Source organism: Stenotrophomonas sp. AC248 (genome assembly GCF_979258185.1).
Map to the genome: position 1 here is coordinate 1334314 of NZ_OZ409840.1, position 12520 is coordinate 1346833.

The 12520-nt window shown below is 69.7% G+C and carries 10 protein-coding genes; 7 read left to right on the forward strand and 3 right to left on the reverse strand.

Annotated features, from left to right (window positions below):
• Positions 1-46: 46 nt before the first annotated feature.
• Together ACZ0AE_RS06120 and ACZ0AE_RS06125 are read right to left on the reverse strand one after the other, a co-directional pair.
• Positions 47-538 (reverse strand): methylated-DNA--[protein]-cysteine S-methyltransferase, encoded by a 492-nt coding sequence (locus tag ACZ0AE_RS06120; RefSeq protein ID WP_038689539.1) that lies wholly within the window; start codon positions 536-538, stop codon positions 47-49.
• Positions 535-2001 carry a DNA-3-methyladenine glycosylase 2 family protein gene (locus ACZ0AE_RS06125; protein ID WP_463600637.1) on the reverse strand — a complete coding sequence of 489 codons (1467 nt, stop codon included), beginning with the start codon at positions 1999-2001 and terminating at the stop codon, positions 535-537. The genes ACZ0AE_RS06120 and ACZ0AE_RS06125 overlap by 4 nt, the downstream gene beginning before the upstream one ends.
• Before the next feature lie 169 nt (positions 2002-2170).
• Between ACZ0AE_RS06125 and ACZ0AE_RS06130 the strand changes: the two genes are divergently transcribed.
• The 4 genes from ACZ0AE_RS06130 to ubiM all read left to right on the forward strand — a co-directional run bounded on the left by ACZ0AE_RS06130 (position 2171) and on the right by ubiM (position 5646).
• On the forward strand, positions 2171-3316 hold the full coding sequence (locus tag ACZ0AE_RS06130; protein WP_038689537.1) for a COG3904 family protein: 1146 nt from the start codon (positions 2171-2173) through the stop codon (positions 3314-3316).
• 56 nt (positions 3317-3372) lie between these two features.
• A complete protein-coding gene (locus tag ACZ0AE_RS06135; RefSeq protein WP_463602068.1) occupies positions 3373-3906 on the forward strand; it encodes a DUF4019 domain-containing protein in 534 nt (177 codons plus the stop codon).
• Between the two features lie 30 nt (positions 3907-3936).
• Positions 3937-4326 carry an MAPEG family protein gene (locus ACZ0AE_RS06140; protein ID WP_038689533.1) on the forward strand — a complete coding sequence of 130 codons (390 nt, stop codon included), beginning with the start codon at positions 3937-3939 and terminating at the stop codon, positions 4324-4326.
• A gap of 99 nt (positions 4327-4425) precedes the next feature.
• Complete coding sequence (gene ubiM / locus ACZ0AE_RS06145) at positions 4426-5646, forward strand: 5-demethoxyubiquinol-8 5-hydroxylase UbiM (protein WP_463600638.1); 1221 nt, start codon at positions 4426-4428, stop codon at positions 5644-5646.
• A gap of 6 nt (positions 5647-5652) precedes the next feature.
• Here ubiM and ACZ0AE_RS06150 read toward each other — a convergent pair whose 3' ends face one another.
• Positions 5653-5883 (reverse strand): RNA-binding S4 domain-containing protein, encoded by a 231-nt coding sequence (locus ACZ0AE_RS06150; protein WP_038689530.1) that lies wholly within the window; start codon positions 5881-5883, stop codon positions 5653-5655.
• 265 nt (positions 5884-6148) lie between these two features.
• Here ACZ0AE_RS06150 and ACZ0AE_RS06155 point away from each other — a divergent pair, with 265 nt between their 5' ends.
• From ACZ0AE_RS06155 to ACZ0AE_RS06165, 3 genes are all read left to right on the forward strand, one after another.
• The gene (locus ACZ0AE_RS06155) at positions 6149-8104 is read left to right on the forward strand and encodes a DEAD/DEAH box helicase (RefSeq protein ID WP_137188966.1); all 1956 of its coding nucleotides are present in this window, start codon (positions 6149-6151) and stop codon (positions 8102-8104) included.
• Positions 8105-8279: 175 nt separating this feature from the next.
• Positions 8280-10709 (forward strand): putative bifunctional diguanylate cyclase/phosphodiesterase, encoded by a 2430-nt coding sequence (locus ACZ0AE_RS06160; RefSeq protein WP_038689526.1) that lies wholly within the window; start codon positions 8280-8282, stop codon positions 10707-10709.
• Positions 10710-10850: 141 nt separating this feature from the next.
• Positions 10851-12515 (forward strand): sensor domain-containing diguanylate cyclase, encoded by a 1665-nt coding sequence (locus tag ACZ0AE_RS06165; protein WP_038689525.1) that lies wholly within the window; start codon positions 10851-10853, stop codon positions 12513-12515.
• Positions 12516-12520: the final 5 nt, after the last annotated feature.

Genomic DNA, 12520 nt, shown 5'->3' on the forward strand with positions numbered 1-12520 from the left:
CGATGGCAGGGTCAGGCCAGGTGCGCGGTGTGCATCACCTGCGCGATCAGGCGAACAGCGCGCCAGTGTGCGCTTCCAGCTGCAGCAGCGCGGCCTTGGTCGGCAGCCCGCCGCCGAAGCCGGTGAGTGCGCCGCTGCTGCCGATCACGCGGTGGCAGGGCAGCACGATCGGCAACGGATTGCGGCCGTTGGCGGCACCGACCGCGCGGCTGGCCGTGGGGTGGCCGATGTGGCGGGCCAGCTCCACGTAGCTCCAGGTCTGGCCGAACGGAATGTCGGCCAGCGCCTTCCACACGCGCAGCTGGAAGGGCGTGCCATGCGGGGCCAGCGGCAAGGCGAAGCGCTGGCGCTCGCCCTGCAGGTACTGCAGCAGTTGCGTACGCGCATCGCGCAGTGCATCGGCGTCGTGCTGCCACTGCGCGCGGCCCTTGGCGTCGTAGCGGTTGTTCTCGAACAGGATGTGGTGGATGCCCTGGGCGTCACCGGCCACGGTCAATGCGCCGATGGGGCTGTCGAAGGTGTCGTAGAACAGGGTCATGGGGTCGCTCCGGAAGTGGGGGTGGACAGGTGCCAGAGGTGCAGCACCGCATAGGCGCGCCACGGTCGCCAGGCCTGCGAGCGCGCTTCGGTGGCGCGTTCGCTCAGGCGGGTCTGGCCGCCAAGCACCTGCTGCAGCACCAGGTCGCCGGCGGGGAAGGCATCGGGAAGCGCCAGTGCGCGCAGTGCCATGTAATGCGCGGTCCACGGCCCGATCCCGGGCAACGCCACGCAGCGTTCGACGAAACTCTCCAGCCGTTGGCCGGCGCTGAAATCCAGGCGGCCTTCTGCTACCGCCAGGGCCACGGCGCGCACGGTGGCGGCGCGGGTTTTCGGCAGCCCGATGCTTTCCAGCGGCGCCTCGGCCAGCGCCTGCGGAGTGGGAAACTGGCGGTCCAGTCCGGCCGGCATGCCCGCCAGGTCCTGTCCGAACCGATCCACCACGCGCCGCGCCAGGGTCGTGGCGGCGGCCACGCTGACCTGTTGGCCGAGCACCGCGCGCACCGCCACTTCGAAGCCATCCCAGCCACCGGGCACGCGCAGCCCGGGGCGCAGTGCGATGCCGCGCGCGAGCAGCGGGTCCTGCGCCAGCGTGGCGTGCACGATGCGCAGGTCGGCATCGAGGTCGAAGATGCGACGCACCCGGCGCACGATCCCGGGAATGGCACGCGGGTCGACCTGGCCCAGCTGCAGGCGCAGCTCGGCACGTTTGGGGTCGGCGCTGACCCGCAGCACGCTGGGCCGTTCGGGCGGGCCGATGACGCGCTGATAGCTGTCCGCGTCGATGCACTCGATGCCGGGAATGGAGCGGCGGCGCAGGAAATCCAGCATCGCGGCGAAATCCAGCGGCGGCCGATAGCCCAGGCGCAGGGTCAGCGCGCCATCATCAAGCGCCCCGCGCTGGCGGCGGATCGCGGTGGGCGGCATGCCGCAGCCGTCCACGAAGGCGGCGTTGAAGCGGCGCAGGCTGTTGTAGCCGGCGGCCATGGCCACGTCGGTCACCGGCAGCGCGGTTTCGGTCAGCAGCTGCTTGGCCAGCAACAGGCGGCGGGTGGCATGGATCTGCGCCGGCGCCGCGCCCAGGCGCGCCACGAACAGGCGCTGCAGCTGGCGCGCGCTCAGTCCCAGCCGGGTGGCCAGCGCGGGTACGGCGGCGTCCTGCAGGTAGCCATCGTGGATCAGGGCCAGGGCGCGCTGCAGCGTTTCGTTGCTGAGGGCGTCCTGGGCCTCCGGCGCCAGTTCCGGGCGGCAGCGCAGGCAGGGACGGAACCCGGCCGCCGCGGCGGCCGCAGCGGTGGGGTAGTAGTCCACGTTGCGCGGCTTCGGCGGGGGCGCCGGGCACACGGGCCGGCAGTAGATGCCGGTACTGCGCACGGCGGTGAAGAACACCCCGTCGAAGCGCGCATCGCGGGCAAGGCGGGCGCTTTCGCAGGCGGCGTAGTCCAGGGGCAGGGCGGTGTTCATGGGGCCCAGTCTATGCCCGGCCGCGGCGCTCGGCTCGCCATTTTCGGACAGCAATGCCACGGCCGGTCGCGCTGGTTCAGGGCAGGTTCCCGCGCAGACGGTCGCGCGCACTAGACTGTGTGTTCACGCGCCGCTGCGCGCGCTCCTTCGTACGGATACCGGGTCGTTCATGTTGCTCAAGTCGTGGTGGTTGCCCCTGTTGTGCCTGGGTCTGGCCGGTTGCAGCCAGCTGGAGAATCCCGGCAACGTCACTGCCGCCGACAAGGCGGTGCGTGCACAGACCGCCGATGGCGACCACATGGTGTCGTTCAACGCCGCCGATGCGCCGGCACCGGCCCCGTTGCCGCCCAAGCGCGGCGACCAGGGCTGGGGCGAGGCTGCGCTGGAGAACGGCAAGGCGTGGGTGAGCTGCGACACCGATTACGCCGGCGAAGGCGGCGATGGCATCGCGCTGGAAACGCTGGACCGCGCCAGCATCGACGCCGCGCTGGCACCGTGCGTGGAGCGCGGGCTGGTGCGGGTGCGCTACGTGGGCAAGATCAACCCCGGCTTTTCCGAGCTGGTGGCGCGGTTGGCGATGGTGGCCGACGCGCAACGCATCTCCAAGCGTGTGCTCGACCTGGATTCCAGCGGTGGCCAGGTGGAAGCGGCGATCGTGGCCGGCGACCGCATCGGCGAATCCAACTGGACCATCTGGATCCGCGAAGGCTCGGTCTGCCACAGCGCCTGCGTGTTCGTGCTGGCCGCCGGCGACAACCGCCTGGTGGCCGGCAAGGTCGGCATCCATCGGATGATGCGGATCAGTTCCAAGGCGACCTCGCGGGCCGAACTCAACCGCGAGCTCCATGAGGTCTACGACAACGTCAAGGACTACCTGCAGCGCAATGGCGTGGCGGTGGGCGTGGCCGACCTGATGATGACCGTGCCCAACCGCAGCCTGCGCCTGCTGACCAGCGACGAGCTGCGCCAGTTCGGGCTGGATGGCACCAACGCGGTGCAGGACGACCTGGAGAGGATCAAGCAGATGCGCAAATGCGGCGATGATTTCGTGCGGCGCAAGGACGCGTTCCTGATTGCCTTCGACCAGACCTGCAAGCGCGAAGGCACCGAACTGGAGACCGTCAACAGCTGCGGGCAGACGCTCAAGCAGCGCTACGGTTTCCCCGACGCCACCTGCCCGGACGAGAGCCCGCTGTCGGAGATCGACGTGTCCACGCTGCTGCCGTCCAGCGTTGCGCCCGGCCATGACGCGCCGGCCGAGCGCACTGCCAGCGACGTCGGCCAACCCTCGCCGGAAACCGCCGAACGCAACTGACGAACCACTCACGGGGTTCCCGTAGACTGGTCTGGATCCTTCCAGCCAACGGTGTCCTGATGCGTGTTCCGCTGCTGCTGTCTTCGCTCCTGCTTGCTGCTGTTGCCCAGGCCCAGACCCCGCCGCCGGCCACGCCCGCGCCGGCCCCTGCGCGCCCGGCACCGGCCGCCGCACCCGCTGCACGCCCGGCCCTGACCCCGGCGCAGCAGGCGCAGGTGTACAAGCAGGATGCGGAAATGAGCGCAGCCGCGTTGCAGGTGGCGCAGCTGGTGGACACCAACCGCGCCGCCGAGGCATGGAAAGGCGCCTCGGCCGTGGCGAAGAAGTCGGTCACCGAACAGGCCTTCGTCAGCCAGCTCAACGCCGACCGCAAGCGCCTCGGCGCGCTGGCGGCGCGCGGCCAGCCGGTGGTGACCCGGGTCAAGTACGCCGCCGGCGCAACCGTGCCCGAAGGGCTGTACATCAACGTCAGCTTCCCCACCCGGTTTGCCAACAGCGCCCAGCCGGTACGCGAGCTGGTGTCGTTCCGGCTGGACGAAGACCGGGTCTGGCGCCTGGCCGGTTACAGCGTGCGCGCCGCTACGCCCTGATCGACCCCGTCATTTCCTGAGGAGTGCAGCATGAGTATCGAGATCCAGATGCTGGTGTGGTCGATGGTGCTGGGCATCGTGCACCTGTTCGCCGCCTCCACCGCCGTCACCCGCGAGCGCGGGCTGCAGTGGAACGCGTCGGCCCGCGATGGGCAGAATCCACCGGTGCGGCCGCTGACCGGGCGCCTGCAGCGTGCGCAGTCCAATTTCATGGAAACCTTCCCGTTCTTCGCGGCGGCGATCCTGGCGGTGGTGCTGACCCAGCGTCAGGACGGGTTGACCGCGCTGGCCGCGCAGCTCTATTTCTGGGCACGGGTGGTGTATCTGCCGCTGTACGCAGCCGGCGTGCCGTACGTGCGCAGCCTGGTGTGGCTGGCCTCGCTGGTGGGCATCGTGCTGTTGCTGTGGGCGTTGCTGTAACGCACCAGTGAACGGCGGCTGCGGCCGCTGATCCAGATCAAGGCGGGGCGCGCGCGATCGGCGCTAAGCTGGCATGGACCAGTCACCGCAGGATCGGACATGTCGGACCAACCCACCCAGGAGCAGTGCATGCCGGAGCAGCCGGTGGACGTGGTGGTGGTGGGCGCCGGCCCGGCCGGGCTGTGTTTCGCCCGCGCGCTGGCCGGCAGCGGCCTGCAGGTGGCGCTGGTGGAACAGCAGCCGCGCGCGGCACTGGCGGAGGCCGCCTTCGATGGCCGCGAGATTGCGCTGACCCATGCCTCGCGGCAGATCCTGGAGACGCTGGGCATCTGGCAGCGGCTGGACCCGGCCGAGATCTCCCCGCTGCGCGACGCCAAGGTGATGGACGGCAGCTCGCCGTTCGCGCTGACCTTTGCCGCCACCCAGCGCGATACGCAGGATCTGGGCTGGCTTGTACCCAACCATCTGATCCGCCGCGCCGCCTGGGCCAGCGTGCAGGACCAGCCGGGCCTGCAGATCCTGGATGAAACGCGCGTGGCCGGCATCGTGCCGGGGGCAGGGCGCAGCGTGGTCACCCTGGCCGATGGACGCCGCCTGGCCGCGCGCCTGGTGGTGGCCGCCGACAGCCGCTTCTCCAGTACCCGGCGCATGCTCGGGATCGGGGCGCGCATGCGCGACTTCGGCAAGTCGATGCTCGTCTGCCGGATGCAGATCGAGGTGCCGCACCAGCACACCGCGTGGGAGTGGTTCGGGTACGGTCGCACGATGGCGCTGCTGCCGCTCAATGGCGACCAGGCCTCGGCGGTGATCACCCTGCCGCCGCGCCTGATCGAGGCCTTGATGGCGCAGGACCCGGCCCGTTTCGGGCACAGCATCAGTGGCTTGTTCGAGCAGCGGCTGGGGGCGATGGTGCCCAGCGCGGCCCCGGTGGCCTATCCGCTGGTGGGGGTGTATGCCCATGCGTTCGTGGGCGATCGCTGCGCGTTGATCGGCGATGCAGCCGTGGGCATGCACCCGGTCACCGCGCATGGGTTCAACCTGGGGCTGGCCGGCGCGCACCGGCTGGCCCGCGTGCTGAACCAGGCGGCGGCCCGCGGCGGCGACATCGGCGCACCGGCCGGGTTGGCCAGTTTTGAGCGCGGCCACCGGCTGGCCTCGCGCCCGCTGTACGAGGCCACCAATGCCATTGCCACGCTGTACACCGATGACCGCCTGCCCGCGCGGATGCTGCGCCGGGCCGGGTTGCGCCTGGCGCACGGGGTGGCCCCGTTCCGCCAGTTGATCGCCGCCCACCTGACCCAGCGCGACGCGCGGGTCTGAGGTGGGTCAGGGAGCGTCGCTGTCGGCCAGTACGTTGATGGTGGTGTCGCCGAACTGCACCACCTGGCCGCCGCGGATCTTGCAGGCCTTGCGCAGTTCGACCTCGCCGTCGACCAGGACCTGGCCGTCGCCGATCACGGTCTTGGCCTCGCCGCCGCTGGTGACCAGGTCGGCCAGCTTGAGCAGCTGCTTGAGCTCGACGTAGTCGCGGTCCAGTTCAAATTCGAGGGTCTGCATGGAACGGGTATCCTGGGAAGGGGCGCGGACGTGGGACCGGGCCGGGAGAGGGCGCGTATTGTGCGCCAGCAGGCGGCAGAACGGCATCCATGCGGAAATCTGTACGCGTTGTTCAGGAACGATGGAGTATCATCGCGGCCTGAGCGAGTGAATTCTCCTCCGACCGAGCAGCGCTAGGGCACGCGATAAGAAAGGGCGCCCAAAGCGCGGACCATCCCCTTTTTTATCTCACTGCCTCCTCAACGGCAGTGCTTTGGAGTTCCCCATGTCCCAAGAAACCTCCGCGCCGCTGCTGTTCGCAGACCTCGGCCTGTCCGACGCTGTGATGCAGGCCGTTGCCACCGTCGGTTACGAAACCCCGTCGCCCATCCAGGCTGCCACGATCCCGGCGATGCTGGAAGGCCGCGACGTGCTCGGCCAGGCCCAGACCGGTACCGGCAAGACCGCCGCCTTCGCGCTGCCGGTGCTGTCCAACCTCGATTTCAACCAGACCAAGCCGCAGGTGCTGGTGCTGGCGCCCACCCGCGAACTGGCCATCCAGGTCGCCGAGGCGTTCCAGACCTATTCGTCGGGCATCCCCGGCTTCCGCGTGCTGCCGGTGTACGGCGGCCAGCCCTACGGCCAGCAGCTGCAGGCCCTGCGCCGTGGCGTGCACGTCATCGTCGGCACCCCGGGCCGCGTGATCGATCACCTCGAGCGCGGCACCCTGGACCTGTCCGAGCTGAAGACGCTGGTGCTGGACGAAGCCGATGAAATGCTGCGCATGGGCTTCATCGACGACGTCGAAGCCGTGCTGAAGAAGCTGCCGGAGACCCGCCAGGTCGCCCTGTTCTCGGCCACCATGCCGTCGCAGATCCGCCGCATCGCGCAGACCTACCTGAAGAACCCGGCCGAAGTGACCATCGTCAGCAAGACGACGACCTCGGCCAACATCCGCCAGCGCTACTGGTGGGTGAGCGGCATGCACAAGCTGGACGCGCTGACCCGCATCCTGGAAGTGGAACCGTTCGACGCGATGATCATCTTCTCGCGTACCAAGGCGGCCACCGAAGAGCTGGCCGAGAAGCTGCAGGCGCGTGGCCTGGCCGCGGCCGCCATCAACGGCGACATGCAGCAGGCCCAGCGCGAGCGCACCATCGGCATGCTGAAGGAAGGCAAGCTGGACATCCTGGTGGCCACCGACGTGGCCGCCCGTGGTCTGGACGTGGAGCGCATCAGCCACGTGCTGAACTACGACATCCCGTACGACACCGAAAGCTACGTGCACCGCATCGGCCGTACCGGTCGTGCCGGCCGCACCGGTGACGCGATCCTGTTCGCCACCCCGCGTGAAAAGGGCATGCTGCGTGCCATCGAGCGCGCCACCCGCCAGCCCATCGAAGAGATGCAGCTGCCGAGCGTGGACGCGGTCAACGACACCCGCATCACCAAGTTCATGAGCCGCATCAGCGATGTGCTCGATGCCGGCGGCACCGAGTTCTACCGCGACCTGCTGCAGCGCCTGGAAGGCGAGAAGAACGTGCCGGCCATCGAGATCGCCGCCGCGCTGGCCAAGCTGCTGCAGGGCGACTCGCCGTTCCTGCTGACCCCGCCGGTCCGTGGTGCCCGTGAAGAGCGTGCCCCGCACCAGCGCAACGAGCGCAGCAACGACCGTGGCGAGCGTCCGGCCCGTTTCGAGCCGCGCTTCGAGCGTGGCCCGCGTCGTGAAGACGACCGCGGCCCGCGTCCGCCGCGTCCGGAAGGCGACTTCGGCAACAGCGACGGCGGCTTCGAACGCGCCCCGCGCCGTGACATCGCCCCGCGCGGTGCCGCCGAGCCGGGCATGGAAACCTTCCGCATCGAAGTGGGCCATGTGCACGGCGTCAAGCCGGGCAACATCGTCGGCGCGATCGCCAATGAAGCCGGGCTGGAAAGCCGCTTCATCGGCCGCATCGACATCCACGACGACTTCTCGGTGCTGGACCTGCCGGCCGAAATGCCGCAGGACCTGCTGACCCACCTCAAGAAGGTGTGGGTTTCGGGCCAGCAGCTTCAGATGCGCAAGGTCGAGCCGGGTGAAGACCTGACCCCGTCGGCGCGCCCGGCCTTCAAGCCGAAGTTCGGTGGCAAGCCGCGTGGTCCGGGTGGTCCGGGTGGCCATCGTGGTCCGGGCGGCCCGGGCGGCAATGATCGCCCGCCGCGTCGCGACGGCTTCAAGCCGCGCGGTCCGCGCAACGGCTGATCGCCCACGCGATCCAGACAACGCCAGCCTTCGGGCTGGCGTTGTCGTTTCCGGGGGGCGGAAATGCCGCAACGCGCCGCCGCTCGGTTTCGCACCGTTTCAACATCCCCCGATCTAGCCTGAAGGTTGATGGGCTCGATACACCACCCACTCCACGGCTCCGGGGGGATCCGCGATGCTGGCAACTGGCAGGGATGTTGGTGCAACAGCGGTACCGTATCTCACGCGGGGATTGACCCTGCGCTTCGTCCTGCTGACCGGCATGGCGATTGGCCTGGTGGGCATTTCCGCGCTGATCCAGGAGCTGCAGGCCGCGTCCACCGCGTGGATCGTGGGGCAGAGCCACTGGTCGCGGAGCCAGCAGCAGGCCAGCTTCGCGCTCAGCCGCTATATCAACCACGGTCGACCGCGTGACTTGGCTGAAGCCCGCCAGGCGCTGACCGTGCCGTTGGGCGACCTGGACGCGCGGCGCGCGCTGGAGCAGGACGACGCCGACCTGGCCCGGGCCCGGCGCGGGTTCCTGGCCGGCGGCAACGCGCCAGGTGACATCAACCGCCTGATCCTGTCGTTCCGGTACCTGGGCCACCTGGGCTATTTCAAGGACGCGGTGCGGCTGTGGCGACAGACCGACGCCCCGTTGCTGGAGCTGGCCGGCCTGGTCGGCGCGGCGCAGGTCCTCCACGCCCGCCGCGACGTGGAACCGGTGACCCAGGCGCTGTTGCTGGACCAGCTGCAGGCCCTGGATCGTGACCTGCAGGCCCGTGCCAAGGCCTTTTCGATGTCGCTGCAGCGCACGGCCTCGATCGTGCGCATCACCACCTTGCTGGTGGGCGGATTGTCGGTGCTGTTGATCACCCTCGTGGCCGTGATGCTGTCGCGACGGGTGCGGCACGATCTGCTGGAACAGGAAAGCCGCTTCCGTGCGGCCTTCTACCAGGCCACGGTGGGCATGCTCAAATTCGACCAGACCGGTGGCGTCATGGAGGTCAACCAGGCCATGGCCGACATCCTGGGCTACTCGCGCGATGCGCTGCTCGGGCTGTCCATCCAGGACCTGGTGGCCGAGGGCGAACTGGTGCTCGACGACGCGGGCCAGATCGACTGGGGGCGCCAGCTGCGCCCGGCCGAGCTGCGCTTCCGGCGCGCCGATGGCGGGCTGATGTGGGGCCGCTGGAGCGGCACGCTGGTGCGCACGGCCGGCCGCGAGGTGTCGGTGTTCGCCATCGTGGAAGACGTGTCGCAGAACCATGCGCTGGCCCGCGAGGTGGAACACCACGCCAGCCACGATCCGTTGACCGGGCTGATCAACCGGCGCGAGATCGAACGCCTGCTGGAGCAGGCCCTGATCGACGTGCGCAACCATGGCGGCGTGCACAGCCTGTGCTACATCGACCTGGACTATTTCAAGCTGGTCAACGACGGGCTGGGCCACGCCGCGGGCGACCAGTTGCTGCGCAACTTCGCCGATTACCTGGTGGGGTCGGTGCGCGAGGGTGACTGGGTAGGGCGGCTGGGCGGCGACGAGTTCGCGCTGTTCCTGGCCAATGCGGCCCAGGAAGAGGCCAAGCAGGTGCTGCAGCGGATCGTGCGTTCGCTGGGCCAGGCCAACTTCCAGCATGGCGACGGCAGCCTGCGGGTCAGTTGCAGCGTCGGCGTGGTGGAGGTCACCCGCGAGGCGGTGGACGTCAACTGGCTGATGAGTGCGGCCGACAGTGCCTGCTATGCCGCCAAGGAAGCCGGGCGCAACCGCGTGCACTGCTACAACGAAAGCCGCATGGCGCTGGACGAGCGCCGGCAGGAAGCCGAACGCCTGGCGCGGGTGACCAGTGCCATCGCCGAGAACCGCATGCTGTTGTATGCGCAGCGCATCGAGCGCGTCGGCGATCCGGGCTTCCTGCATTACGAAGTGCTGGTACGCATGCGCAACCCCGACGGGGTACTGCAGGCCCCCGGTGAGTTCATGCCGGCCGTGGAGCGCTATGGCATGGGCATGGCACTGGACCGGCACGTGCTGGGGCTGCTGTTCCGCCACCTGCAGGTGTGCCCGGCGCACGTGCAGCGGCTGGGCCTGTGCAACGTCAACGTGTCGGCGCAGTCGATTGCCGAGCCGAGTTTCCTGGCCTTCGTCTGCGACCTGCTGGAACGCAACCGCGGGCTGGCGCGCAAGCTCTGCTTCGAGGTCACCGAGACCGCCGCCATCAGCAGCCTGGCCCAGGCGCGCAGCTTCATCGAAGCGGTCAAGGCGCGGGGCTGCCAGGTAGCGCTGGATGACTTCGGCTCGGGGCTGTCCTCGTTCGGCTACCTGCGCCAGCTGCCGGCGGACATGCTCAAGATCGACGGTGTATTCGTGCGCGACATGGACATCGATCCGGTCAGCCGCGCGGCGGTGCGCGCGATCACCGAGATTGGCCGTGAGCTGCACATGACCGTGATTGCCGAATGGGTGGAATCGACCGAGGTGGCCGAACAGCTGCAGGTGCTGGGGGTGGACGGGCTGCAGGGGTATGCGATCGAGCGACCGATGGCGCTGGAGCGGATGACCCAGCCGGCGCTGTGGCCGGGGCGCAGCGCGTTGCCCTCGGAGGGCCGGCCGGGCCTGCCATGAGACCAATGGCCCGCGCCGCCCGCGGCGATGGGCTGCGTGAAAGCGCCAGGTTCGGGCGATAATCCCCGCCAGGGGCGGCGCGCGACCTGCGTGGCGGCATCGAGGTTGGGGCAGGGTGTGAGGGGATGGCGCGGCAGGTGGATGGAATGGGGCGCAGTGCAGGTACTGCTGGCCCTGCTGTTGCTGCCGGCCTGGGCGGCCGCCGACACCGTGCTCGCCGCCACCACCCGGGTGGGCACCGACGTGCTGCTGCTGGGCGCCGCTACGGCTGAACGCACCCCCCAGCGCGCCTGCACTGCCGAAGTGCTGGCCCGCCACCAGCAGGTGCTGCACGTGCCCGCGCCCGCGGGCGGCTGGTCCGGTGAGCCGCAGGCGGTGGACGTGTTCGGGGTGCTGGCCGGCGAGGTGCGGATCAGCCACGGTGACCGCCAGATCTGCGGCAGCATGCATGATGCGCGCACCCGTGATTCCCGCTTCCGGGCCGGGGTGGGCATGGTGGTGGTGCCCACTGCCGGCGATCACGAACCGATCGTGGTGTCGTGGGCCGCGCCGATCAAACCCCGCTGGATTCCCACCGTGCAGCTGGGCGCGCCCAGCCCGGTGCAGCAGGACGACACCGCCCGGCTGCTGGTGCGCGCGGCCTGCGTGGCGGTGGCCATTGCCTTGGCGCTGTCGGCGCTGATGGGCTATGTGACCACCAAGGACCGCTCGTTCCTGATCTACGTGGCCATCTGCCTGCTGCTGGTGCTGTGGCAGGCCGTGCTGGGCGGGCTGAGCGGGTATCCCGAGCCGTGGTTGCCGGTCGAGAACCGGGCCTCGTGGTGGCTGGTGTCGCTGACCGCGTTCACCGAGGCAGTGCTGCTGCCGGTGCTGTGGCGCCTGTGTGGCGGCGACCGCCGCTGGCCAGGGTCACGGCCGGCCCAGCATGTGCTGCTGTGGGGCTTGTTCGCGCTGGGTCTGGGCGTGCCCTGGATGCACTTTGCGGTGTTGCCGGGCGTGGCCGCCGGACTGGAAGCGTTGTTCGTGCTGGGCTGCGTAGCCTGCCTGGCGGCCGGCAGCTGGGGCGTGCTGCACCGCGACCGCTATGCGCTGGCCGGGCTGAGCGCGCTGCTGCCGTGGTGGATCATGATCATGGCCGATGCGCTGCACGCGCAGTGGCTGGTGGCCTACCGGATCGAGTCGCTGCAGCTGGGTACGACCTGGTTCCTGATGATGGCCGCCTACGCGCTCAACCTGCGCCTGGGCCGGCTGCGCCAGCAGCGCGACGAACTGCGCCAGCTGGCGGATACCGATGCCCTGACCGGCCTGCCGAACCGACGCGCCGGCCTGCGCAAGCTGGCCCACTACCTGGAACGTGCCGTCCAGGACGAACAACCGCTGGCGATCGGGTTCCTGGACATCGACCTGTTCAAGGACATCAACGACCAGTTCGGCCATGCCGTGGGCGACCAGGTGCTGGTGGCGGTGGCGCGCCAGCTGCGCGATTCGGTGCGCAACCACGATGATGTGATCCGCATGGGCGGTGAGGAGTTCCTGGTGCTGCTACCGGGCGCCAACCGTGCCAGCGCCTTCGCCCGCCTGGAAACCGTGCGCCAGCAGGTGCAGGCGGTGACCCGGGTGCTGGCCGTGCCGGGGTTGGAGGTGTCGGGAAGCATCGGCCTGGCCGTGCTGCGCGGGGACGGCGACGACCTGACCTCGCTGCTGCGCCGCGCCGACCACGCCATGTACTGCGCCAAGCGGGCCGGCCGCAACCAGGTATTCGACGCCGACCAGGCCGCCCCGGCCGACGCGCCGCTGCGTGTGTGAACAGC

What these genes read in the sequence shown, in the direction of transcription:
- ubiM (WP_463600638.1), top strand. Translation starts at nt 4,426, where the DNA reads ATGTCGGACCAACCCACCCAGGAGCAGTGCATGCCGGAGCAGCCGGTG.
- ACZ0AE_RS06160 (WP_038689526.1), top strand. Translation starts at nt 8,280, where the DNA reads ATGCTGGCAACTGGCAGGGATGTTGGTGCAACAGCGGTACCGTATCTC.
- ACZ0AE_RS06155 (WP_137188966.1), top strand. Translation starts at nt 6,149, where the DNA reads ATGTCCCAAGAAACCTCCGCGCCGCTGCTGTTCGCAGACCTCGGCCTG.
- ACZ0AE_RS06165 (WP_038689525.1), top strand. Translation starts at nt 10,851, where the DNA reads ATGGAATGGGGCGCAGTGCAGGTACTGCTGGCCCTGCTGTTGCTGCCG.
- ACZ0AE_RS06140 (WP_038689533.1), top strand. Translation starts at nt 3,937, where the DNA reads ATGAGTATCGAGATCCAGATGCTGGTGTGGTCGATGGTGCTGGGCATC.
- ACZ0AE_RS06125 (WP_463600637.1), bottom strand. Translation starts at nt 2,001, where the DNA reads ATGAACACCGCCCTGCCCCTGGACTACGCCGCCTGCGAAAGCGCCCGC.
- ACZ0AE_RS06150 (WP_038689530.1), bottom strand. Translation starts at nt 5,883, where the DNA reads ATGCAGACCCTCGAATTTGAACTGGACCGCGACTACGTCGAGCTCAAG.
- ACZ0AE_RS06120 (WP_038689539.1), bottom strand. Translation starts at nt 538, where the DNA reads ATGACCCTGTTCTACGACACCTTCGACAGCCCCATCGGCGCATTGACC.
- ACZ0AE_RS06130 (WP_038689537.1), top strand. Translation starts at nt 2,171, where the DNA reads ATGTTGCTCAAGTCGTGGTGGTTGCCCCTGTTGTGCCTGGGTCTGGCC.